Consider the following 20,263-nt stretch of genomic DNA (forward strand, 5'->3'; position numbering starts at 1 on the left):
GTAGGAGGCGCCGCCGCCCGTAAAGGGGTAAACTGCGCGCGATTTTTCTTCCTTCCCGGAGCCTTCCATGTCCCGCGTTACCCTGAGTCGCTATCTGATCGAGCAGACCCGTAGCCACAACACTCCCGCCGATCTGCGTTTCCTTATCGAGGTGGTGGCGCGTGCCTGCAAGGCGATCAGCCATCAGGTGTCCAAGGGCGCTCTGGGCGGCGTGCTCGGCAGCATGGAAACCGAGAACGTGCAGGGCGAAGTGCAGAAGAAGCTCGATGTGCTGTCCAACGAAATTCTCCTGGAGGCCAACGAGTGGGGCGGCCACCTGGCCGGCATGGCCTCGGAAGAGATGGACAATGCCTATCAGATTCCTGGGCGCTACCCGAAAGGCGCCTATCTGCTGGTGTTCGACCCGTTGGACGGCTCGTCCAACATCGATGTCAATGTCTCGGTCGGCACGATTTTCTCGGTGCTGCGTTGCCCTGAGCGCAATGGCGAAAATGGTGACCTGGGCGAGGACGCGTTCCTTCAGCCAGGCACTCGGCAGGTTGCCGCCGGTTACGCGATTTACGGCCCGCAGACCATGCTGATGCTGACCCTGGGCAATGGCGTCAAAGGCTTCACCCTGGACCGTGAGCTGGGCAGTTTCGTGTTGACCCACGACAATATCAAAGTGCCGGAAACCACCCAGGAATTTGCCATCAACATGTCCAACCAGCGTCACTGGGAGCCACCGGTCACGCGCTATGTCGAGGAGCTCCTGGCGGGCAAGACCGGCCCGCTGGGCAAGGACTACAACATGCGTTGGGTCGCAGCGATGGTGGCCGACGTGCACCGCATCCTCACGCGTGGCGGTTTGTTCATGTACCCGCGCGATTCCCGCGAGCCGGAAAAACCCGGCAAGCTGCGTCTGATGTACGAGGCCAACCCGATGTCCTTCATCATCGAGCAGGCTGGCGGCGCGTCAACCAATGGCGTGCAACGCATCCTCGACATCCAGCCGACCTCCCTGCACCAGCGAGTGGCGGTGTTCCTTGGCTCCAAGGAAGAAGTCGAGCGCGTCACCGCCTATCACCAGAACTGAGCCATGAGCGCCGCCTGGCAGCCGTTGCTTGACTGGTGGTTCGGTGCGGCCGGCTGCGGCCCCGCGCCAACCGCTGTCGAGGTCGCTGCGGCGCGCACCAAGCTGTGGTTCGGTAAACATGACCGCCAGGATGTCGACGCGCGCCAGCGTTTCGGCACGCTGGTCGAGCAGGCGCTGGCTGGTGAGTTGGGCGATTGGCAAGCGCATGCGCAGGGTTGGTTGGCGACACTGCTGTTGCTCGACCAACTGCCACGGATGATCTACCGCGATACCCCGCGTGCCTTCGCCGGCGATCGCCTGGCCCAGGCGCTGGTGCAGGAAGGGCTGGCGCGCAGTCTTGAGCGGCAGCTGGCGCCAATCCAGCAGGTATTCGTTTATCTGGTGCTTGAGCATGCCGAAGATCTGGCGACGCAAAACCTGGCCGTCCAGCACTTCACCGCGCTGCGCGATGCAGCGTCGAGCGCCGAGCGTGCGCTATTCGCCGATTATCTGGATTATGCCGAGCGCCACCAGCGGGTCATTGCCCGCTTTGCCCGTTTCCCCCATCGCAACAGCATTCTCGGGCGTTCTTCGCGTGCGGAAGAACTGGCGTTCCTGGAGGAACCCGGCTCGCGTTTCTGACGTCCAACCAGGCAAGCGGCGGGCTGCTGTGCCACGCTTGCCGACACCGTTCATCCAGGAGTTTGTGCCATGTCGTTGCGCTATTTCGCGGTGCTGTCGTGCTGTGTGTTGTTGGCTGCATGCAGCAAGATCAATCAGGAAAACTATTCCAAGCTCAAAGCCGGGATGAGCAAGCCCGAGGTGGAAAGCCTGCTCGGTGGCCCGGCAGAGTGTTCCGGTGCGCTGGGCATGTCGAGTTGCACCTGGGGCGATCAAGAGAGTTTTATCAGCGTGCAGTATGCCGGTGACAAGGTGCTGATGTTTTCTGGCAAGGGTTTGAAATAAGGAGGCGAAAATGCGCGTATTGGTTGGGCTATTGGCTATCGCCCTGCTCGCCGGCTGTGCCAATTCCGGTACGGGTGTGGTGCCGCCGAAAACTGTCGATAAAGTCGATTTGCAGCGTTATCAGGGGACTTGGTACGAGTTGGCACGACTGCCGATGTTTTTTCAGCGCAATTGCGCGCAGTCCGAAGCGCACTATGCCTTGCAGGATGATGGCGGGGTCGGCGTGACTAATCGCTGCCGCACCCTGGATGGCGAATGGCAGCAGGTCAGCGGCAGGGCAGTGCCGCAGGTCGAGGGCCAGACCGATAAGCTGTGGGTCCGCTTCGATAACTGGTTCAGCAACCTGCTGCCGGGCGTGGCCAAGGGCGAATACTGGGTGCTGTACCTGGACGACGATTACCAGACGGCGCTGGTCGGACACCCCAACCGCGAGTACCTCTGGTTGCTGGCGCGCAACCCGCAAGTAGCGCCGGCCATGCGTGACAAGCTGGTGGAGGTGGCACGCGGGCAGGGTTATGACACGTCTGAGCTGATCTGGCGTACGCCGGATGCGCAGATGCCAATGCAATAAGCAACGCCCCGTAAGGGGCGTTGCTTATTGTGCGGTAACGCCAGCGGCTATTCCCAATTCAGGCGCGCCAGCTTCCAGTCGCCGTCTTCCAGCCACCATTCCAGTTTTACACTGTAATGCCGCGCGCTGTCGGGGATCAGGCCTTCGGCTCCGGCCATGGCGACTTGGGCTTCGGTGTGGCCTTTTTCGCTGTAGGTCGGGTCGACCCGGCTGTCTTTGCTCAGGGCGATGACCTTGATGTTCTTGTGGCGGATAAACAGCAGCATCATGGTGCGCTGCGCCCAGTCCCGATCGAATTGCTGTTGGGCTGAGAAGGTTGGGTGCAACTGCTCGAGTACCGCACCGGTCTGCTTGGCCTCCAGGTTGTCTTGCAGTTGCTGCACGGCAGCTTCGAGTGCGGCCTGTGGGTTGTCGGCTTCCCCGCAACCGCTTAGCAGGGCGAACAACATCATGAAAGATAGGGCTAATTTCCGTGTTGGCATGCTGAACTCCTTTTTCATGGTTATGATGCGGGGCAGAGCGGAAAACGCTAGCGGCGCCAACCCGGGCGGCTTGGTCGCTGACCCAGTGGCTGGGTCGTACCGTACGCATCAATCCAGGAGTGCACCATGCAGACTTTGTATCCGGAGATCAAACCCTACGCCCGCCACGAGTTGGCCGTAGAGGCGCCGCACGTTCTGTATGTGGACGAAAGCGGCTCGCCGGATGGGTTGCCGGTGGTGTTCATTCACGGCGGCCCGGGTGCCGGTTGCGATGCCCTGAGTCGGCGCTTTTTCGACCCTAATCTGTACCGCATAGTGACGTTCGACCAGCGCGGTTGCGGGCGGTCGACGCCGCACGCCAGCCTGGACAACAACACCACCTGGGACTTGGTTGCCGACCTCGAGCAGATCCGTGAACACCTGGGCATCGACAAGTGGGTACTGTTCGGCGGCTCCTGGGGGTCGACCCTGTCGCTGGCCTATGCCCAGCGTCATCCGGAGCGGGTGCACGCGCTGATCCTGCGCGGCATCTTCCTCTGCCGGCCGCAGGATTTTCACTGGTTTTACCAGGAAGGCGCCAGCCGCATGTTCCCCGACTACTGGCAGGATTACCTGGCGCCGATCCCGCTTGAGGAGCGCGGCGAGTTGATGCAGGCGTTCTATAAGCGCCTCACCGGGCCCGATCAGATTGCCCAGATGCACGCGGCCAAGGCCTGGTCGACTTGGGAGGGGCGGACCCTGACCCTGCGGCCCAACCCGCAGGTGGTCGAGCGCTTCGCCGATACCCACCGCGCCCTGTCGATTGCGCGCATCGAGTGTCACTACTTCGTCAACAATGCGTTCCTCGAACCCAATCAGTTGATTCGCGACATGCCAAAAATCGCGCATTTGCCGGGAGTGATCGTGCACGGCCGCTATGACGTGGTCTGCCCGCTGGATAACGCCTGGGAACTGCACCAGGCCTGGCCGAACAGCGAGCTGCAGATCATTCGCGACGCCGGCCACGCCGCGTCGGAAACCGGGATTACCGATGCCCTGGTGCGGGCGGCAAACCAGATTGCCCGGCGCCTGCTCAACCTGTCGCCTGACGAAGCATGAAGGCACTGATTCAACGCGTGCGCGCTGCGCGGGTCGAAGTCGAGGGTGAGATCGTTGGGGCCATCGACCAGGGCCTGCTGGCGCTGGTTGGTGTCGAACCACAGGACACCCCGGCCAGCGTCGCCAAGTTGTTGCACAAGCTGCTCAACTACCGGGTGTTCAGCGATGCCGAGGGCAAGATGAACCTGTCGTTGGGGGATGTCGGCGGTGGCTTGCTGCTGGTCTCGCAGTTCACTTTGGCCGCCGACACCAAAAGCGGTTTGCGCCCAAGCTTTTCCAGCGCGGCCTCGCCGGCGCTCGGCGCCGAGTTGTTCGACCTGCTGGTCGAGCAGGCCCAGGCCAAGCATCCGCAGGTCGCCACCGGACGTTTCGGCGCCGACATGCAGGTGCATCTGATCAACGATGGGCCGGTGACTTTCCTTCTGGAGAGCTAGTACGGCTGTGGGAGGGGCCTTGGCCGCGAGCTGTTGTGTGCCTGGGGCCATGGAACGCTCGCGGGCAAGCCCGCTCCTACGTGTTGTGCTGGGGTTCTTTATTTCTGTAGCGCTTCGGCGACGAAGTCGAGGCGATCCTGGCCAAAGTGCAGTTGGTTGTCGACGAAGAAGCTCGGCGCGCCGAATACGCCGCGTTTGATGGCCTCCTCGGTGGTTTCCTTGAGCCGCTCTTTGACCGCCTCGTCGCTGACCAGGCGTTCGAACTCGGCCACATCCAGGCCGGCAGCAACCAGCACCTCGGCCACGACCTCGGCTTTGCCGAGGTTTTTTTGTTGCACCCACAGGGCTTCGAACATGGCCTGCACGTAGCTCGCGAACTGCGGCGTGCCGAGGTAACCGGCGGCGCCGCGCATCAGCGTCAGGGTATTGATCGGAAAGTGCGGGTTGAAGGCCAGCGGCACGCCATAGCGTGTGGCGAAGCGGGCCAGGTCTTGCAGCATGTAGCGACCCTTGGCCGGAATGCTGACCGGCGACTGGTTGCCGGTGGCCTTGAACACGCCGCCGAGCAGCATCGGCCGCCAGACGATCTCGGCGCCGGCAGCGGCGGCAATCTGCGGCAGTTGCGTCCAGGCCAGGTAGCTGGTCGGGCTGCCGAAATCGAAAAAGAACTCTACGGTTTTGTTCATGGTGTGTCCTGTGGTCGGGTTCGAGGTCAGTGACGGTTGACTTAGAGCCTTTTCAACGTCTCGCGAGCTGGAGTCCTGCAAGGCGCTACGTTAGTAACGCAGCAGACTTTGAACAGGTTCTTAGAAGGTTTCTGTCCACGGTCGCAGATCCAGCTCATGCACCCAGCAATCGCGCGGCTGGCAATGGATCTGCCAGTAGGTCTCGGCGATATGCTCGGGGTTGAGGATGCCGTCCTGTTCCTTGCGCTGATACAGCTCGGGGAAAGTCTCGCGGATGAAGGCTGTGTCGATGGCGCCATCGATGATCGGGTGGGCGACATGGATGCCCTGCGGGCCGAGTTCGCGCGCCATGCTCTGGGCCAGGGCGCGCAGGGCGAATTTGGCGCTGGCAAAGGCGGAGAAATTCGCCCGCCCACGCAGCGAGGCGGTGGCGCCGGTGAAGATGATGCTGCCACGGTTGCGCGGCAACATGACCTTCGCTGCTTCGCGACCGGTGAGAAAACCGGCCAGCGCAGCCATCTCCCAGACCTTGCGGTAGACCCGCTCGGTGGTCTCGGTGATGGAAAACTGCACGTTGGCGCCGATGTTGAAAACTACGGCTTCCAGCGGGCCGACTTCGCGTTCGATGGTGGCGAACAGCTCGATGACCTGCTCTTCGACCCGCGCATCGCAGCCGAATGCGCGTGCGCTGCCGCCTGCGGCTTCGATCTCGCTCACCAGTTGCGTCAGCTTGTCGGCATTGCGCCGCGCCATGCAGGCGACATAGCCCTCACGGGCGAAGCGTTTGGCAATTGCGCCGCCGGTGGCATCGCCGGCACCTACCACCAGAATTGCTTTGCGTTCGGTCATTGCGGTTCTCCTTCGGTTGAAATCACGTCGCGGTGCTGTCCTCGTTTTCTTCGCCCGTTGAGCGAAAGTGGCGCGTAACGCCGGAGAGAGAGCGGGCACGCTTGTTAGTTCTTATTTGGAACCTAGGTGGATAGTCGGTTCCATTTTAGAACCTGTCAAGCTATGGTGAGCCATCGATTGCAGGAGAATGACCAATGCGCTGGGAACAACTCGATCAACAACCCTGCTCACTGGCCCGCACCTTGTCGGTGGTGGGTGACCGCTGGACCCTGTTGGTGCTGCGTGAAAGCTTTATGGGTATCCGCCGTTTCGACGAGTTCGAGCGGCGTTTGGGCGTCACCCGGCATGTGCTGGCGGATCGTTTGAAGAAGCTGGTGGAGGCGGGCGTGCTGGATAAGGTCGCTTATCAGCAGCGCCCGTTACGCGAGGACTATCGCCTGACTAGCAAAGGCCGCGATCTCTACCCGGCCGTGCTGGCGCTGGTGAACTGGGGCGATCGGCATATGAGTGACGCGCAGGGCGCGCCGATTCGCCATGTACATAGCCGCTGCGGACAGCAGATGCACGGTGTGCTGGTGTGTTCGGAGTGTGGTGAAACGCTGGCGCCGCATGATGTGGCGCTGGAAGAGGCACCGGCGTTCAAGGGGCAACTGTTGCCGGTGCATTGGCAGGCCAAACAGGCGGGGGAAGGCTCGTAGAGCCTGTGCTCATGCGCTAGCGCCGCTGTGCGGCTTGTCCGCCGTGTAACACGCCGATGGTGGACAAGCTGCGCATGTCCACCCTACGTAGGGGCTTAGCCCGCATGAAATCCGAGCCTCGGCTTCCCGGCTTGCATCCGAGCTACATGCTTAAAACAGGCGCGCGAGCAGCGCGCAAACTGCAGTTTCCACCCGCAGGATGCGTTCGCCGAGTTGCACCGGTTGCAGGCCGACCGCCTGCAGTTTTTCCACCTCATAGGCAATCCAGCCGCCTTCCGGGCCGATGGCCAGCGTCACCGGTTGTTCGACTGCGCGCGGGCACGCCGGGTAAGCGCCGGGGTGGCCAATCAGGCCAAGGCTGCCGGCGGCCAGTTGGGCCAGGCGATCTTCGACGAACGGTTTGAAGCGTTTCTCGATGATCACCTCGGGCAGCACCGTATCGCGTGCCTGTTCGAGGCCGAGGAGCAATTGTTCGCGAATCGCCTCGGGCTGCAGAAAAGGCGTCTGCCAGAAACTCTTTTCGACGCGGTAGCTGTTCAGCAGGATCAGCCGCGGCACGCCCATTGCGCTTACGGTTTGCAGCACGCGGCGCAACATCTTCGGCCGCGGCAGGGCCAGCAGCAGGGTGATCGGCAGTTTGGTCGGTGGCGGTTGGCTGAGTTCGATGCGCAGCTCGGCGTGGTCAGCCGTCAGGCTCAGCAGTTGTCCGGTGCCCATCAAACCATTCAGCAGGCCGACTCGCAGGCTGTCGCCCGCCTCGGCCCGGTGCACCTCGTGCAGGTGTTTAAGGCGGCGGCCGCTGAGTATGGCCCGGTCGGCGGCCACCAGGTCGCCGGCCTCGAGGAGCAGGAGGTTCACGGCCGAGTAGCGGGCGGCTGGTCGTTGGGTTCGGATTCGGAGTCAGCGTCGTCCGGCTCATGCTCGTCGCGGCGTTTGATCATGCTGCCACACAGGATGCCGGCCTCGAACAGCAGCCACATCGGCACCGCCAGCAGGGTCTGCGAGAAGATATCGGGTGGCGTCAGCACCATGCCGACCACAAAGCAACCGACGATCACATAGGGTCGGCTTTTGCGCAGGGTGGCCACGTCGACGATGCCTACCCAGATCAGCAGGAAGGTGGCGACCGGGATCTCGAAGGCCACGCCAAAAGCGAAGAACAACGTGAGGACGAAATCCAGGTACTCGTTGATGTCGGTCATCATCGCCACGCCTTCGGGAGTCACGCTGGCGAAGAAGTGGAAAATGATCGGGAACACCAGGAAGTAGGCGAAGGCCATGCCGCCGTAGAACAGGAAGATGCTGGAGACCAGCAACGGTACGGCGATGCGCTTCTCGTGCTTGTACAGCCCAGGCGCGATAAAGCCCCAGACCTGATGCAAGATCACCGGCACGCTGAGGAACAGGGCGATCCAGGCGGTGAGCTTGAACGGGGTGAGAAACGGCGAGGCAACGCCGGTGGCGATCATCGTCGCGCCTTCCGGCAGGTAGGCGCGCAACGGTGCGGAGACGATGGTGTAGATGTCCTGGGCGAAGTAGAACAGCCCGGCGAACAGCAGGAATATCGCCACCACGCAGCGCAGCAGGCGCGAACGCAATTCGGTCAGGTGCGATACCAGGGGCATTTCCTGGTCGCTGTCCGGTAATCGACTCATGGTTGTGGGGTCTTGTCCTGGCTGGCGGCGTTGGGCGTGGCGCCGGGGCTCTCGGGCGCTGCCACGGTGGTCTCGGCAGTTTTGGTGGCGGCTGTCGGCAGCGGGGCGAGGAGATCCTGCTTCATCGCCTGCATTTCCCGCTCCAGCTCAAGGATCTGCTCGTTGTGCAGCTGCCGCCGGATTTCGTCGGCGCCGATTTCGCGCTCCACTTCCTGCTTGATCGACAGGAAGCTGCGTTTCACCCGGCCGATCCACAGGCTTGCGGTACGCACCGCACCGGGCAAGCGTTCAGGGCCGAGCACCACCAAGGCCACCAGGCCCACCAGCAGTAATTCGGTAAAGCCGATATCGAACATGGTGTGAACTCAGTCTTTACGGGCGGGTTCTTCGACTTTCTGCGCCTGTCCGTCGATGGTGTGCGGCTGGTTCAGCGGAGTGCCGGTGTGCGCTGGTTGCGCTGGGCTTTCCGCCGGTTTTGCTGGGTCTTCGTCAGTATTCATCGCCTTGCGAAAGCCCTTGATGGTCTCGCCCAGGTCTGAGCCGAGGTTCTTCAGCTTCTTGGTGCCGAACACCAAGATCACCACGATGAGAATGACTACCCAATGTTTCCAATCGAAAATGCCCATGAACGGAGGTCCTCGTGAGGTTGATTAGTTGGTGTCGGAGCGCGCGGCTTTTTCCGCGTGTCCAGATAGACCGAAACGGCGATCCAGCTCGTCGAGCACGGCCTGCGGATGCTGGCCGAGGGCGGCGAGCATGACCAGGCTATGGAACCACAGGTCGGCGGTTTCGTAGATCAGCTCGCTGCAGTCGCCACTGGCGGCCGCGTCTTTGGCGGCGAGGATGGTTTCCACCGACTCCTCGCCGACTTTTTCGAGAATCTTGTTCAGACCCTTGTGGTACAGGCTGGCGACATAGGAGCTGTCGGCAGCGGCGCCTTTGCGCGCTTCCAGCACCTCGGCCAGACGGCTCAGGGTATCAGTCATGGCGGTGTCCTGCGGCATAGATGGCATGCGGGTCTTTGCGCACGGCGTCGACGGTTTTCCAGGCGCCGTGCTCGAATACCCGGTAGAAACAGCTTTCGCGGCCGGTGTGGCAGGCGATGCCGCCGAGTTGCTCGACCTTGAGGATGATCACGTCGGCATCGCAATCCAGGCGCAGCTCATGCAGCTTCTGCACATGGCCGGACTCTTCGCCCTTGCGCCACAGCTTGCCGCGCGAGCGCGACCAGTAGATGGCACGTTGTTCGCTGGCGGTCAGCGCCAGGGCTTCGCGGTTCATCCAGGCCATCATCAGCACGCGGCCGGTCTGGTAATCCTGAGCAATCGCCGGCACCAGGCCGTCGCTGTTCCAGTTAATGTCGTCGAGCCAATCGTTCATCGCTACTTCCGCCCATCGCGGGCCAATTGGGTAGTGCCTTAGTGTGCCAGTGCGGCTCGGGTGTGGCTATCGGCGCAGCACCAGATAGAGACCACCGGCGAGCATCGCCCAACTCGGCCAGGCCAGCAGGCTGAGAGCCAGTCCTTGGGTGGCGGCACCGCCGATCATTAAGGCGCCGAGCAAGCGTATCGGCCATTGCGGGCTGGCCCGCGGGGTGACGGGCGTGCCGATGGGCTGTTGGTTGAGGCGTTCCAGGGTGTCACGCGCCATCTGCGACAGGTGCGGCACCTGCTCGGCCTGTTGTTGCAGGTTGCGCAGCAGGTGCAATGGGCTGACCCGTTCGCGCATCCAGCGTTCGAGGAACGGCTGCGCGGTGCTCCACAGGTCGAGGTCCGGATACAGCTGACGGCCCAGGCCTTCGATATTCAGCAAGGTCTTTTGCAGCAGCACCAGCTGTGGCTGGATTTCCATATTGAAGCGGCGCGCGGTCTGGAACAGGCGCAGGAGTAACTGGCCGAAGGAAATATCCTTCAGCGGCTTCTCGAAAATCGGTTCGCAGACGGTGCGGATCGCCGCCTCGAAGTCATTGACCTTGGTCTCGGCCGGCACCCAGCCCGAGTCGATGTGCAGCTGCGCCACCCGGCGGTAGTCGCGCTTGAAGAAGGCGATCAGGTTGCGCGCCAGGTAGTCCTGATCCTCGGGGGTGAGGCTGCCGATGATGCCGCAGTCGATGGCAATGTACTGCGGGTTCCATGGCTGGCGGGTGCTGACGAAGATGTTGCCGGGGTGCATGTCGGCGTGGAAGAAGCTGTCGCGGAATACCTGGGTGAAGAAGATCTCCACGCCGCGTTCGGCGAGCAATTTCATGTCGGTGCGCTGGTCGGCGAGGGTCGCCAGATCGGTGACCTGGATGCCGTAGATACGCTCCATCACCAGCACCTTGGGTCGGCACCAATCCCAGTACACCTGCGGCACGTAGAGCAGCGGCGAGCCTTCGAAGTTGCGCTTGAGCTGGCTGGCGTTGGCCGCCTCGCGCAACAGGTCGAGCTCGTCGTAAATGGTTTTTTCGTAGTCGCTGACCACTTCCACCGGGCGCAGGCGGCGGGCTTCGGTGGAGGCGCGTTCGGCCAGTTTGGCGAGCAGGAACAGCCAGGCCAGGTCCTGCTGGATGATCGGCTTGAGGCCTGGGCGAATCACCTTGACCACCACTTCTTCGCCGCTTTTCAGTTGCGCGGCATGCACCTGCGCGACCGAGGCGGAGGCCAGTGGTTGCGCATCGAAGCGGGCGAACGCTTCGCCGACCGTGACGCCGAGCTGCTCTTCGATCAAGGCCAATGAGTGCGCCGGGTCGAACGGCGGCACCTGGTCTTGTAGTTTGGCCAATTCGTCGGCGATGTCCGGCGGCAGCAGGTCGCGGCGGGTGGACAACAGCTGGCCGAACTTGATGAAGATCGGCCCGAGTTCCTCCAGTGCCAGGCGCAGGCGTTCGCCGCGCGACAGCGTCAACGGCGTGCGCGGCAACCAGCGCCAGGGCAGGACGTAGCGCAGGGCGCGCAGCCAGAGCGGCAGGGGCAGGGCGAACAACAGGTCATCCAGTTGGTAGCGGATGACTACGCGTTGGATGCGTAACAGACGGCGAACGGCAAGCAGCTTCATGCGATGGGCTTATGGTGTTGGGCGAGGCGCTCGATGCGTGCATCGAGACGGTCGAGGGCCAGTTTGAGTCGATCCAATTCGCTGAAGCGCGCATCGGCTTCGCGCTGGCCAACCAGGCTGCGCGACTCCTCGCTGAGGTAGTCGGCCAGGTTCAGGCGCAGGCTGTCGAGGGTCTGGCTGGTCCAGTTGACGCGGCTGCGCAGGTGGCTGCCGAGCAGTTGGCTGCCAACCGGGCCGAGCCAGCGCGACAGCGCGTATTCCCAGTCCAGCTCCAGGTCCTGGAGGATGCCGGCGAGCTCCAGCAGCACGCCGCTGTCGCCGTCCAGCTCGACTTCGGGGCTGTGCAGTACCGCGGTTTTCTCGCTGCTGGTGGCCAGGCGTAACAGGCTGGCGACTGGCGCCCGTAGGCGACAGTCGACGTCACCGGCCCAATTCGCCGCCAGGCGCAGGCCTTCGCTATCCGGCAGGATGAACAGCTGGAAGGCAGGTTTCTGGCAGTCCACGGCAATCACCCGGCCAGCCAGACGCGCCAGCCGCGGTAACGCGGTGCTGTCCAGGCGCAATACCCGGTTGAGGCCGAGTTCGACGCCGGCCAACAGTCCGCTGACGATCATCAGGGCTTGATGCCGCGATGCAGGGCGACGATGCCGCCGGTCATGTTGTGGTAGGTCACGCGCTCGAAGCCGGCCTCGACCATCATCGCTTTCAGCGTGTCCTGGTCCGGGTGCATGCGAATCGACTCGGCCAGGTAGCGATAGCTCTCGGCGTCGTTGGTGATCAGCTTGCCCATCAGCGGCATGAATTTGAACGAGTAGCTGTCGTAGACCTTCGACAGCAGGCTGCTCGACGGTTTGGAGAACTCCAGCACCAGCAGGCGGCCGCCCGGCTTGAGCACGCGCAGCATGGAGCGGATGGCGTCGTCCTTGTGGGTGACGTTGCGCAGGCCGAAGGCAATGGTCACGCAGTCGAAGTGATTGTCCGGGAACGGCAGCTTCTCGGCGTCGGCCTGGACGAACTTGACGTTGCCAGCCACGCCGCGGTCGAGCAGGCGATCACGGCCGACCTTGAGCATCGAGGCGTTGATATCGGCCAGCACCACTTCGCCGCTCGGGCCAACCAGGCGGGCGAACTGTTTGGTCAGGTCGCCAGTGCCGCCGGCGATATCGAGCACCCGGTTGCCGCTGCGCACCCCGGACAGTTCGATGGTGAAACGCTTCCACAAACGGTGCATGCCGCCGGACAGCAGGTCGTTCATCAGGTCGTATTTGGCGGCCACCGAGTGGAACACTTCGGCGACTTTCTGCGCCTTCTGGCTTTCCGGCACATCCTGGAAGCCAAAGTGCGTGGTGGGTTCGCTGTCCTCGTTCTTGCGCGGATCGTTCATGTCGCCCTTACCTAAACAGAGAGGCTCAATCAAAGTGGTGGCCATTCTAAACCCGCCACGCGTCTCATGTCTTGACGTGCGCTGCGGAGGGCTCGGCGAGGCTGATATAGTCGCGCGACTTAAGCTCGCCGTCAGGAGAAGTGCCATGGCCAAGATTAACGTAGAACGCTCCCACTCCCTGGGCCGCGAGGCGGCGCGGGGAAAAGCCGAGCAGCTGGCCGAGCGCCTGGCCCGTGAATACGCTGTGCGTTATCGCTGGAACGGCGACACCTTGGAGTTCAAGCGCAGCGGCGCCGACGGCAGTATCGAGGTGGGTGAGGATCGCGTGCGCGTGCAGCTCAATCTCGGCCTGTTGCTGTCGGCCATGAGCGGCAGTATCAAGCGCGAAATCGAAGAGGTGCTGGATAAAAGTCTTCAGGCCTGAGGCATGCCGCGGCCAGCGGTTGCAGTTTTCTTGCAACTAGTATGCGGTTTCTAATTTTCCTCGATACCGTGCAACTAAGCCTGCATTCCGTGGGCGTTTCCTCAAACCACTGCGCGTGAGGTGCACCATGTCGAAAGTTGCCGTTAAGAAGAAAGTCGAAGTCGAAGAAAAAGCCACCGTGCTGACCGACGTTAAAGTCTATGCCCGCAAGATCTGGCTGGCCGGCCTGGGTGCCTACGCCAAAGCCGGTCAGGAAGGCGCCGAGTATTTCAAAGAGCTGGTCAAGTCCGGCGAAGGCGTCGAGAAGCAGGGCAAGAAGCTGGTCAACGAACAGGTCGAAGCCGCTAACAGCCAGCTCGACAGCGTGAAGAGCAGCGTTACCAGCAACGTCAGCAGCGTCAAAGGCAAAGTCGAAGTGCAACTCGATAAAATCGAGAAGGCTTTCGATACCCGTGTGGCCAGTGCCCTGAACCGTATCGGCATTCCGTCCAAGCAGGATGTTGAAGCACTCTCTGCTAAGCTGGATGAGCTGAGCGCGTTGCTCGAGCACGTCGCGCGTACCAAATAAGGAGAGCAGGATGGCTGTCAAAAAGAAAACCGAGAAACAGACCAGCTCCTGGATCGGCGAGGTTGAAAAATACTCGCGTCAGATCTGGTTGGCAGGCTTGGGCGCTTACTCCAAGGTCAGCAAGGACGGCACCAAGCTGTTCGATACGCTGGTCAAAGATGGCGAAAAGGCTGAGAAAGTCGCCAAGAGCGAAGTCGACAAGCAAGTCGGTTCGGTCAAATCCACGGTCGGTTCGACTGTCGGCAGTGCCAAGTCCAAGGTCGATGAGGTCAAGGACAAGGCGATCGGCAAATGGGGCGAGCTGGAAGAAGCCTTCGACAAGCGTTTGAACAACGCCATTTCGCGTCTCGGCGTACCGAGCCGCAACGAAGTGAAGGCGCTCAACGCCAAGGTCGAAAGCCTGACCAAGCAGATCGAGAAGCTCACCGGCGTTTCGGTGAAATCGGTCAAGCCTGCCGCTAAACCGGCTGCCAAACCTGCGGTGAAGGTTGCCGCAAAACCGGCACCGAAAGCCGCGGCCAAGCCGGCCGTCAAAGCTGCCGCTAAACCGGCCGTCAAGCCTGCTGCAAAAGCTGCCGCCAAGCCCGCCGCTAAACCTGCGGTTAAGCCGGCCGCCAAGCCCGCAGTGAAGGCTGCCGCCACACCAGCCGCCAAGCCTGCGGCGAAACCCGCGGCGAAGAAGCCGGCAGCACCCAAGCCGGCGGCTGCCAAACCTGCAGCGCCGGCTGCGCCTGTCGCTGCCGCAACGGCACCGGCGGTTGCAGCGACAACGCCAGCCACACCTGCCAGCCAGTCCTGAGGCTGACCGCAGCACTCGCAACGCCCGGCCTCGTGCCGGGCGTTTGCGTTTCTGCGCGGGCTCAGGCTTCCAGGTAGCGTTGCGCCAGATGCTCGGCGGCGAAGCGTGATTCGCTGCTCAGGTGCGGCGCGACCAGCATCATCACCTGATAGACCACCAAGCGGCTCTCGCCTTCACTGCCGATGATGCGTTGGTAGTCGAGGGAGAACAGCAGGGTCAGGGTGATCTGCTCGACCAATTGGCCCAACGATTGGGTGTCGCTGAGCAACTGGCCTTCGGCTTTCAAACGGGCGAGCAGCGATGCCAGGGTGCGTTTCAGCGCATTGAGCCAGTTGCGGATGCCGCGGGCGAGCTTGGGCAAGCGCCCGGCGAGGTTGGACAGGTCCTGGAACAGGAAGCGGTAGTGCGCCAGCTTCTCGACGATCAGGTGCAGGAATAGCCAGTAATCCTCGACATCCAGACGTACGTCGTGCGGCGGATCGAGCAGTGGCGCGAGATCGGCCTGGAAGCGCTCGAACAGGCCGAGAATCAGCGGTTCTTTGCCATGGAAGTGGTAGTACAGATTGCCTGGGCTGATGCCCAGTTCGTTGGCGATCTCCAGGGTGGAGACATTCGGTTCGCCTTGCTGGTTGAACAGCATCAGCGCGCATTCGAGGATACGCTCGCGGGTTTTCATCCGGTCTTCTTATTCTGGCCGCGGGAACAGGCACGATAACCGGCCGGAGGTCTGTCCGGCCAGCCATCAATCAATTGGCTCAGCGCACATGCACGTAAGTGCCGGGTGCCGCCTCCATCGCTGGGTAATGCGGGTTGCCGAGGCTCGTCAGCGTGTCGCGCTGCTCGCCGGAGTGCTGCTGAATCCAGTCCAGCCACTGCGGCCACCAACTGCCCTGCACATGCTGCGCATCGTAGTACCAGGCGCGCGGGTCCGAGGTCAGCTTACCGTTCTCGTAGTAGTTGGCCTTGGGGTTACCGGGGGGGTTGAGAATGCTCTGGATATGCCCGCTGTTGGACAACAGAAAGCGCCGATTGCCGCCGAGCAGCAGGGTTGAGCGGTAGACCGAATCCCAGGGCGTGATGTGGTCGTTGATACCGGCCACGCTGAAACTGTCGACCGTGACTTTTTGTAGGTCGATCGGCGTGCCGCAGATCTCCAGGCCGCCGGAACGGGTTAGCGGGTTGTGCTTGAAGAAGTCGATCAGGTCGCCGTGCAGCGCCGCCGGCAGACGGGTGTTGTCGTTATTCCAGTAGAGGATGTCGAAGGCCGGCGGTTGCTTGCCGAGCAGGTAGTTATTGACCCAGTAATTCCAGATCAGGTCGTTGGGGCGCATCCAGGCAAACACCTTGGCCATGTCGCGGCCGTCCAGCACGCCTTGCTGGTAGGAGCGGCGCTTGGCGCTTTCCAGGGTTTGCTCGTCGGCGAAGAGCATCGCCGGGCTGTCGATCTGGCTGTCGAGCATGCTGACCATGTAGGTGGCGCTGGCGACTTTACGCAGCTGGCGCTTGGCTTGCAGGTGACCTTGCAGCGCGGCGATGGTCAGGCCACCGGCGCAGGCGCCCATCAGGTTGACCTCCTTGCTGCCGGTTATCGCGCGGCACACATCCACGGCCTCTTCCAGGGCCTGCACATAACTCGACAGGCCCCACTCGCGGTGCCGCGCATCGGGGTTGCGCCAACTGACGATAAAGGTCTGCAAGCCATTCTTCAGGGCGTATTGGACGAAGCTCTTGTCGTTGGACAGGTCGAATATGTAGTACTTGTTGATCTGTGGCGGCACGATCAGCAGGGGCCTGGCGTACTGCTTTTCGCTCATCGGCTTGTACTGGATCAGCTCCAGTAAGTCGTTGCGAAACACCACCACGCCTGGTGTCGAGGCCAGGTTGCGGCCGACTTCGAAGGCCTGCTTGCTGACCTGGCTGGGCAAGCCGTCGTTGTGCAGCAGGTCGTCGACCAGTTGCCCCAGGCCTCTGAAGACACTGCTGCCACCGCTGTTGAACAGCTCCTTGAGGGCCAGCGGGTTGAGCAGGGTGTTGGAGGGCGACAATGCATCGCTGAGCAGGGTCGAGACGAAGCGCGCACGGGCGCGATCATCGGCGCTCAGATCGCTCTCGTCGATCCAGCTGTGCAGTTGCTTCTGCCACGCCAGGTAGGCTTGCAAGCTGCGCCGATAGAACGGGTTGAGTTGCCAGGTCGGATCGGCGAACCGCGCATCCTGCGGGTTGACCTTGTGTGGCGTATCGCCGAGCAGCACCCGGCCCAATTGGCCGCCCAGGGCCAAGGCATGTCGCGCACTGTGCACGGGCTGTTTGAGCCCTTGCAGCGCCAGGGTGCGCACGGTGGAAAGCAGGTCGCGGCCGCGCAGCCCGACCACTGCGTTTTGCGCGTTCATGACACTGGCAGGGGCAGGCAAAGAGCCGCTACGTGGCTTGTCTCGCATGGGGCAACACTCCGTCGTCAAACCGTTGAGACTCAAGGTTTATGGGTCAGCAGCAAGGCTTATACCAATGCGCGCCTGAGGTCCATTCCAGACAGCCGCGCGCAGGAATTCAGGTAATACAGCGAGCCCTTGAATGGGTCAAGTGTGCAGGGCGTGCACTACAATTGTGCGACCGCGCCGCGCCCGCCACCTCAGTGGCTGCGGGCGGGCATCGGGTGCGGGTGCATCACCGCGCGTTGGCGTTCCTCTTCGAGGAATTTCATGATGATCGGTGCCACCGCTTCGGCACGGGTCACCAGGAACAGGTGGCCATCGTCGATCACGTGCAGCTCGGAGTTGGGGATGCGCCAGGCCAGCAGGCGCATGTTGATCAGCGGGATCAGCGGGTCGTCGTCGCCGGCCAGGACCAGGGTCGGTTGGCTGATCTTGTGCAGCCAGTGGATGCTGGTCCAGCCCAGGCCGGCGAACAGCTGCCAGTAATAGCCCATCTTGCCGCCGGAGCGCACCTTGCTGGCATGCGCCAGGGCCAGGCCGGGATCGCGACGGAAGGCGCCGCCATAGATGTCCGGCGCTATCTGCACGCCGTAGGACGGTTGCACGTAGCGCCGCGGACTGGCCATGCGCCAGAGCACCTTGGGTTTGCCGGGCACCATCACCGCGCCGGCCGAGGTGGCCGCCAGCACCAGCTTCTTGCAGCGCTCGGGATAGTCGTGGGCGAACTGCTGCGCCAGGGCGCCGCCCCAGGACACGCCGATCGCATTGACCTGGCCGTAGTCGAGGTAGTCGAGCATGCGCGCCGCCAACTTGGCCAGGCCAGGGAAGCGGTAGGGCGTGCTCGGTGTCGAGGAGCCGCCGACACCGGGGACGTCGAAGGCGATCACCTCCAGCTCCGGGTCGAGCGCCTGGACGAAGGGCATGACCAGCTCCAGGTTGGCACCGATACCGTTGAAGATCAGCAGCGGCGCCATTTTCCCGTTACCAGGGCGAACCGCGGTACGGATGGTCTGGCCATCCAGGTCGATGGTGCGAAACACGAAAGGTAACGACATGCGCAGTAGCCCTATTAATTTAAACACTGGGGCGGACCGTCCCGGCCGTTCCCAGAACCACCAGGGCAAAACCTGGTCGCCGTTGCGGTGCCGAGCACCGTGTGGGCGAGCGGCACTTCCTAGTGCCGCGGGCAGTGCTGCGCAGGGCGCAGTCGGTTAGCGTTCGTGCACATAGGTCCCGGGGGCGGCTTCGCCGGCGGCGAAATGCTTGTTGCCCAGGCTAGTCGGTGCTTTCTTGGTTTTGCCGGAGCGTTCGGCCAGCCAGTTCTGCCAATGCAGCCACCAGGAGTCGGCGTGCTTGATCGAACCTTCTTGCCAGGCTTTTGGGTCGTGCGGCATGTCCACGTTGGTCATGTAGCGTGCCTTGGGGTTGCCCGGCGGGTTGAGAATGCTCTGGATATGTCCGCTGTTGGACAGCACGAACTCGCACTTGCCGCCGAACAGGTGCGCCGACTTGTAGCAGGAGTCCCATGGGGTGATGTGGTCGGTGGTGCCGGCGACGCAGAAGAAGTCGCAGGTGACCTGCTTGAGGTCGATCGGTGTGCCACAGACTTCCAAGGCCCCCGGACGGGTCAGCGGGTTGGTCTTGAACATTTCGATGAACTCGCCGTGCAGCGCCGCCGGCAGGCGGGTGGTGTCGTTGTTCCAGTAGAGGATGTCGAACACCGGCGGCTCGTTGCCGAGCAGGTAGTTATTGACCCAGTAGTTCCAGATCAGGTCGTTGGGACGCATCCAGGCGAACACCTTGGCCATGTCGCTGCCTTCCAGTACCCCGGATTGGTAGGAGCGGCGCTTGGCCGCCTCCAGGGTTTTCTCGTCGGCGAACAGCGCCACCTGGGTGTCCAGCTTGGTGTCCAGTACGCTGACCAGCAGGGTCAAGGCATGCACTTTCTGCTCGCCCAGCGCGGCGTAGTGGCCGAGCAGGGACGCGGTGGTCAGGCCGCCGGAGCAGGCGCCGAGCATATTCAGGTCTTTGCTACCGGTGATCGCCAGCACTGCTTCGATGGCTTCTTTAAGCGCTTCGATATAGGTCGACAGGCCCCATTCGCGCTGCGCCTTGGTCGGGTTGCGCCAGCTCACCACGAAGGTCTGCACGCCATTGCGCAACAGGAAGCGCGCCACGCTTTTTTCCGGCGACAGGTCGAAGATGTAGAACTTGTTGATCTGCGGCGGCACCACCAGCAGCGGACGCTCGTGCACTTGCTCGGTGGTCGGCCGGTATTGGATCAGTTCCAGTACATCGTTACGGAACACCACCGCGCCCTCGGTGGTGGCGAGGTTCTTGCCGACTTCGAAGGCGTCCATGTTCACTTGGCTGGGCATACCGCCGTTATTGACGATGTCCTTGGCCAGGTGCGAGAGGCCGTCGAGCAGGCTCTTACCGCCGGTCTCGAAGAAGCGTTTGACCGCCGCCGGGTTGGCCATGCTGTTGCTCGGCGCCATGGCTTCGGTCATCAGGTTGATCACGAAATGCCCGCGGCTGGCGTCCTGCTCGGACAGGTTGCTGTGCTCGACCCAGTCATGCAGTTCCTTGCGCCAAGCCAGGTAGGTTTGCAGGTAACGCTTGTACAGCGGGTTCTGGCTCCAGGCCGGATCGGCGAAGCGGCGGTCGCCGTCTTCGGGCTTCAAGGCGGACTGGCCGAAGATCACGTTCTTCAGCTCCAGGCCGAAATGCGCCACGTGCTTGGCACTGTGAAAAGGCTGTTTGATGGCTTGCGAGAGCACCATGCGCGCCGAGGTCAGCAGGTCTTTACCGCGAATGCCGATGACTGGATTAAGGCCGAGGGTGTTTTCCGAGGCCTGGCGTTTCAGGTCATCATTATTTTTATCTGTCATCTACGACGCTCCATTGTCCTGAGGCGAATACCGGCGTACGACTGTGCGCGGCGACACAGGGCTAAGGGCCTGGTATTGCTCGGGTTACCGGGGGCGGAACTACTCCGCATCTTTCTGTGCACTCAGCCTGACGACCAAATGCAGGGAACCTGCCAGTTCCTTGGTTACCCGAGTTTGTGAATTTGCGCAAGCTGGCCGCGATGGGGGCCGAATGCGCGAGGAGTATGCCGAGATGG

At 62.4% G+C, this 20,263-nt stretch carries 26 protein-coding genes; 10 read left to right on the plus strand and 16 right to left on the minus strand.

What is annotated here, in order from left to right; all coding sequences use genetic code 11:
- Positions 1 to 67 precede the first annotated feature (67 nt).
- The 4 genes from B3M58_RS01320 to B3M58_RS01335 all read left to right on the plus strand — a co-directional run bounded on the left by B3M58_RS01320 (position 68) and on the right by B3M58_RS01335 (position 2,591).
- The gene (locus B3M58_RS01320) at positions 68 to 1,075 is read left to right on the plus strand and encodes a class 1 fructose-bisphosphatase (RefSeq protein ID WP_296216746.1); all 1,008 of its coding nucleotides are present in this window, start codon (positions 68 to 70) and stop codon (positions 1,073 to 1,075) included.
- A 3-nt stretch (positions 1,076 to 1,078) separates the two neighbouring features.
- A complete protein-coding gene (locus B3M58_RS01325) occupies positions 1,079 to 1,696 on the plus strand; it encodes a DUF924 family protein (protein ID WP_296216747.1) in 618 nt (205 codons plus the stop codon).
- A 69-nt stretch (positions 1,697 to 1,765) separates the two neighbouring features.
- Positions 1,766 to 2,020: a hypothetical protein gene (locus tag B3M58_RS01330; RefSeq protein ID WP_296216748.1), complete on the plus strand. Its 255-nt coding sequence runs from the start codon at positions 1,766 to 1,768 to the stop codon at positions 2,018 to 2,020.
- Positions 2,021 to 2,030: 10 nt separating this feature from the next.
- The gene (locus B3M58_RS01335) at positions 2,031 to 2,591 is read left to right on the plus strand and encodes a lipocalin family protein (RefSeq protein ID WP_296216749.1); all 561 of its coding nucleotides are present in this window, start codon (positions 2,031 to 2,033) and stop codon (positions 2,589 to 2,591) included.
- Between the two features lie 47 nt (positions 2,592 to 2,638).
- Here the strand turns inward: B3M58_RS01335 and B3M58_RS01340 are convergent, their stop codons facing one another.
- Positions 2,639 to 3,073, minus strand: coding sequence for a hypothetical protein (locus B3M58_RS01340; protein WP_296216750.1), 435 nt, complete (start codon positions 3,071 to 3,073; stop codon positions 2,639 to 2,641).
- Positions 3,074 to 3,199: 126 nt separating this feature from the next.
- Here B3M58_RS01340 and pip point away from each other — a divergent pair, with 126 nt between their 5' ends.
- Both pip and dtd read left to right on the plus strand, forming a co-directional pair.
- The gene (pip, locus tag B3M58_RS01345; protein WP_296216751.1) at positions 3,200 to 4,171 is read left to right on the plus strand and encodes a prolyl aminopeptidase; all 972 of its coding nucleotides are present in this window, start codon (positions 3,200 to 3,202) and stop codon (positions 4,169 to 4,171) included.
- Entirely contained in the window at positions 4,168 to 4,605 is a 438-nt protein-coding gene (gene dtd, locus B3M58_RS01350; RefSeq protein WP_296216752.1) for a D-aminoacyl-tRNA deacylase, read from the plus strand. The genes pip and dtd overlap by 4 nt, the downstream gene beginning before the upstream one ends.
- Before the next feature lie 98 nt (positions 4,606 to 4,703).
- Here dtd and B3M58_RS01355 read toward each other — a convergent pair whose 3' ends face one another.
- A complete protein-coding gene (locus B3M58_RS01355) occupies positions 4,704 to 5,291 on the minus strand; it encodes a 2-hydroxychromene-2-carboxylate isomerase (protein ID WP_296216753.1) in 588 nt (195 codons plus the stop codon).
- Positions 5,292 to 5,411: 120 nt separating this feature from the next.
- Positions 5,412 to 6,140: an SDR family oxidoreductase gene (locus B3M58_RS01360; RefSeq protein WP_296216754.1), complete on the minus strand. Its 729-nt coding sequence runs from the start codon at positions 6,138 to 6,140 to the stop codon at positions 5,412 to 5,414.
- Between the two features lie 194 nt (positions 6,141 to 6,334).
- Here B3M58_RS01360 and B3M58_RS01365 point away from each other — a divergent pair, with 194 nt between their 5' ends.
- The gene (locus B3M58_RS01365; protein WP_296216755.1) at positions 6,335 to 6,838 is read left to right on the plus strand and encodes a winged helix-turn-helix transcriptional regulator; all 504 of its coding nucleotides are present in this window, start codon (positions 6,335 to 6,337) and stop codon (positions 6,836 to 6,838) included.
- 150 nt (positions 6,839 to 6,988) lie between these two features.
- Here B3M58_RS01365 and B3M58_RS01370 read toward each other — a convergent pair whose 3' ends face one another.
- The 9 genes from B3M58_RS01370 to ubiE form a co-directional block, all read right to left on the minus strand.
- Positions 6,989 to 7,696 (minus strand): 16S rRNA (uracil(1498)-N(3))-methyltransferase, encoded by a 708-nt coding sequence (locus B3M58_RS01370; RefSeq protein ID WP_296216756.1) that lies wholly within the window; start codon positions 7,694 to 7,696, stop codon positions 6,989 to 6,991.
- Positions 7,693 to 8,493, minus strand: a complete 801-nt coding sequence (tatC, locus tag B3M58_RS01375) for a twin-arginine translocase subunit TatC (protein ID WP_296216757.1) — start codon at positions 8,491 to 8,493, stop codon at positions 7,693 to 7,695. The genes B3M58_RS01370 and tatC overlap by 4 nt, the downstream gene beginning before the upstream one ends.
- A complete protein-coding gene (gene tatB / locus B3M58_RS01380; protein ID WP_296216758.1) occupies positions 8,490 to 8,849 on the minus strand; it encodes a Sec-independent protein translocase protein TatB in 360 nt (119 codons plus the stop codon). Before tatB ends, tatC begins: the two co-directional genes overlap by 4 nt.
- A gap of 9 nt (positions 8,850 to 8,858) precedes the next feature.
- Complete coding sequence (locus B3M58_RS01385; protein ID WP_296216759.1) at positions 8,859 to 9,119, minus strand: twin-arginine translocase TatA/TatE family subunit; 261 nt, start codon at positions 9,117 to 9,119, stop codon at positions 8,859 to 8,861.
- 24 nt (positions 9,120 to 9,143) lie between these two features.
- A complete protein-coding gene (locus B3M58_RS01390) occupies positions 9,144 to 9,479 on the minus strand; it encodes a phosphoribosyl-ATP diphosphatase (protein ID WP_296216760.1) in 336 nt (111 codons plus the stop codon).
- Positions 9,472 to 9,873: a phosphoribosyl-AMP cyclohydrolase gene (hisI, locus tag B3M58_RS01395; protein WP_296216761.1), complete on the minus strand. Its 402-nt coding sequence runs from the start codon at positions 9,871 to 9,873 to the stop codon at positions 9,472 to 9,474. The genes B3M58_RS01390 and hisI overlap by 8 nt, the downstream gene beginning before the upstream one ends.
- Before the next feature lie 66 nt (positions 9,874 to 9,939).
- A complete protein-coding gene (gene ubiB / locus B3M58_RS01400) occupies positions 9,940 to 11,529 on the minus strand; it encodes a ubiquinone biosynthesis regulatory protein kinase UbiB (protein ID WP_296216762.1) in 1,590 nt (529 codons plus the stop codon).
- Entirely contained in the window at positions 11,526 to 12,143 is a 618-nt protein-coding gene (locus tag B3M58_RS01405) for a ubiquinone biosynthesis accessory factor UbiJ (protein ID WP_296216763.1), read from the minus strand. Before B3M58_RS01405 ends, ubiB begins: the two co-directional genes overlap by 4 nt.
- On the minus strand, positions 12,143 to 12,913 hold the full coding sequence (gene ubiE, locus B3M58_RS01410) for a bifunctional demethylmenaquinone methyltransferase/2-methoxy-6-polyprenyl-1,4-benzoquinol methylase UbiE (RefSeq protein ID WP_296216764.1): 771 nt from the start codon (positions 12,911 to 12,913) through the stop codon (positions 12,143 to 12,145). Before ubiE ends, B3M58_RS01405 begins: the two co-directional genes overlap by 1 nt.
- 145 nt (positions 12,914 to 13,058) lie before the next feature.
- Here ubiE and B3M58_RS01415 point away from each other — a divergent pair, with 145 nt between their 5' ends.
- From B3M58_RS01415 to B3M58_RS01425, 3 genes are all read left to right on the plus strand, one after another.
- Entirely contained in the window at positions 13,059 to 13,337 is a 279-nt protein-coding gene (locus B3M58_RS01415; protein WP_296216765.1) for a polyhydroxyalkanoic acid system family protein, read from the plus strand.
- 127 nt (positions 13,338 to 13,464) lie between these two features.
- On the plus strand, positions 13,465 to 13,905 hold the full coding sequence (locus tag B3M58_RS01420) for a phasin family protein (protein ID WP_296216766.1): 441 nt from the start codon (positions 13,465 to 13,467) through the stop codon (positions 13,903 to 13,905).
- Positions 13,906 to 13,915: 10 nt separating this feature from the next.
- On the plus strand, positions 13,916 to 14,704 hold the full coding sequence (locus B3M58_RS01425; protein ID WP_296216767.1) for a phasin family protein: 789 nt from the start codon (positions 13,916 to 13,918) through the stop codon (positions 14,702 to 14,704).
- Positions 14,705 to 14,765: 61 nt separating this feature from the next.
- On the opposite strand, the gene B3M58_RS01430 is transcribed toward B3M58_RS01425, so the two are convergent.
- The 4 genes from B3M58_RS01430 to phaC (B3M58_RS01445) form a co-directional block, all read right to left on the minus strand.
- Complete coding sequence (locus B3M58_RS01430) at positions 14,766 to 15,380, minus strand: TetR/AcrR family transcriptional regulator (RefSeq protein WP_296216768.1); 615 nt, start codon at positions 15,378 to 15,380, stop codon at positions 14,766 to 14,768.
- Between the two features lie 79 nt (positions 15,381 to 15,459).
- The gene (phaC, locus tag B3M58_RS01435; protein ID WP_296216769.1) at positions 15,460 to 17,142 is read right to left on the minus strand and encodes a class II poly(R)-hydroxyalkanoic acid synthase; all 1,683 of its coding nucleotides are present in this window, start codon (positions 17,140 to 17,142) and stop codon (positions 15,460 to 15,462) included.
- A 191-nt stretch (positions 17,143 to 17,333) separates the two neighbouring features.
- Positions 17,334 to 18,191, minus strand: coding sequence for a poly(3-hydroxyalkanoate) depolymerase (phaZ, locus tag B3M58_RS01440; protein ID WP_296216770.1), 858 nt, complete (start codon positions 18,189 to 18,191; stop codon positions 17,334 to 17,336).
- A gap of 156 nt (positions 18,192 to 18,347) precedes the next feature.
- Positions 18,348 to 20,027: a class II poly(R)-hydroxyalkanoic acid synthase gene (gene phaC / locus B3M58_RS01445; RefSeq protein WP_296216771.1), complete on the minus strand. Its 1,680-nt coding sequence runs from the start codon at positions 20,025 to 20,027 to the stop codon at positions 18,348 to 18,350.
- Positions 20,028 to 20,263: the final 236 nt, after the last annotated feature.

The organism is Pseudomonas sp. UBA2684 (genome assembly GCA_002354655.1).
In the GTDB taxonomy this organism is placed as follows: Bacteria; Pseudomonadota; Gammaproteobacteria; order Pseudomonadales; family Pseudomonadaceae; genus Aquipseudomonas.

Bases quoted from the DNA above. Each gene is read 5' to 3' on its own strand.
- B3M58_RS01340 (WP_296216750.1), bottom strand. From the start codon at position 3,073: ATGCCAACACGGAAATTAGCCCTATCTTTCATGATGTTGTTCGCCCTG.
- B3M58_RS01325 (WP_296216747.1), top strand. From the start codon at position 1,079: ATGAGCGCCGCCTGGCAGCCGTTGCTTGACTGGTGGTTCGGTGCGGCC.
- phaC (WP_296216771.1), bottom strand. From the start codon at position 20,027: ATGACAGATAAAAATAATGATGACCTGAAACGCCAGGCCTCGGAAAAC.
- B3M58_RS01355 (WP_296216753.1), bottom strand. From the start codon at position 5,291: ATGAACAAAACCGTAGAGTTCTTTTTCGATTTCGGCAGCCCGACCAGC.
- B3M58_RS01430 (WP_296216768.1), bottom strand. From the start codon at position 15,380: ATGAAAACCCGCGAGCGTATCCTCGAATGCGCGCTGATGCTGTTCAAC.
- B3M58_RS01390 (WP_296216760.1), bottom strand. From the start codon at position 9,479: ATGACTGATACCCTGAGCCGTCTGGCCGAGGTGCTGGAAGCGCGCAAA.
- phaC (WP_296216769.1), bottom strand. From the start codon at position 17,142: ATGCGAGACAAGCCACGTAGCGGCTCTTTGCCTGCCCCTGCCAGTGTC.
- B3M58_RS01415 (WP_296216765.1), top strand. From the start codon at position 13,059: ATGGCCAAGATTAACGTAGAACGCTCCCACTCCCTGGGCCGCGAGGCG.
- B3M58_RS01335 (WP_296216749.1), top strand. From the start codon at position 2,031: ATGCGCGTATTGGTTGGGCTATTGGCTATCGCCCTGCTCGCCGGCTGT.
- ubiB (WP_296216762.1), bottom strand. From the start codon at position 11,529: ATGAAGCTGCTTGCCGTTCGCCGTCTGTTACGCATCCAACGCGTAGTC.
- B3M58_RS01360 (WP_296216754.1), bottom strand. From the start codon at position 6,140: ATGACCGAACGCAAAGCAATTCTGGTGGTAGGTGCCGGCGATGCCACC.
- hisI (WP_296216761.1), bottom strand. From the start codon at position 9,873: ATGAACGATTGGCTCGACGACATTAACTGGAACAGCGACGGCCTGGTG.
- B3M58_RS01365 (WP_296216755.1), top strand. From the start codon at position 6,335: ATGCGCTGGGAACAACTCGATCAACAACCCTGCTCACTGGCCCGCACC.
- B3M58_RS01420 (WP_296216766.1), top strand. From the start codon at position 13,465: ATGTCGAAAGTTGCCGTTAAGAAGAAAGTCGAAGTCGAAGAAAAAGCC.
- B3M58_RS01330 (WP_296216748.1), top strand. From the start codon at position 1,766: ATGTCGTTGCGCTATTTCGCGGTGCTGTCGTGCTGTGTGTTGTTGGCT.
- B3M58_RS01425 (WP_296216767.1), top strand. From the start codon at position 13,916: ATGGCTGTCAAAAAGAAAACCGAGAAACAGACCAGCTCCTGGATCGGC.
- tatB (WP_296216758.1), bottom strand. From the start codon at position 8,849: ATGTTCGATATCGGCTTTACCGAATTACTGCTGGTGGGCCTGGTGGCC.
- tatC (WP_296216757.1), bottom strand. From the start codon at position 8,493: ATGAGTCGATTACCGGACAGCGACCAGGAAATGCCCCTGGTATCGCAC.
- dtd (WP_296216752.1), top strand. From the start codon at position 4,168: ATGAAGGCACTGATTCAACGCGTGCGCGCTGCGCGGGTCGAAGTCGAG.
- B3M58_RS01320 (WP_296216746.1), top strand. From the start codon at position 68: ATGTCCCGCGTTACCCTGAGTCGCTATCTGATCGAGCAGACCCGTAGC.
- pip (WP_296216751.1), top strand. From the start codon at position 3,200: ATGCAGACTTTGTATCCGGAGATCAAACCCTACGCCCGCCACGAGTTG.
- ubiE (WP_296216764.1), bottom strand. From the start codon at position 12,913: ATGAACGATCCGCGCAAGAACGAGGACAGCGAACCCACCACGCACTTT.
- B3M58_RS01385 (WP_296216759.1), bottom strand. From the start codon at position 9,119: ATGGGCATTTTCGATTGGAAACATTGGGTAGTCATTCTCATCGTGGTG.
- phaZ (WP_296216770.1), bottom strand. From the start codon at position 18,191: ATGTCGTTACCTTTCGTGTTTCGCACCATCGACCTGGATGGCCAGACC.
- B3M58_RS01405 (WP_296216763.1), bottom strand. From the start codon at position 12,143: ATGATCGTCAGCGGACTGTTGGCCGGCGTCGAACTCGGCCTCAACCGG.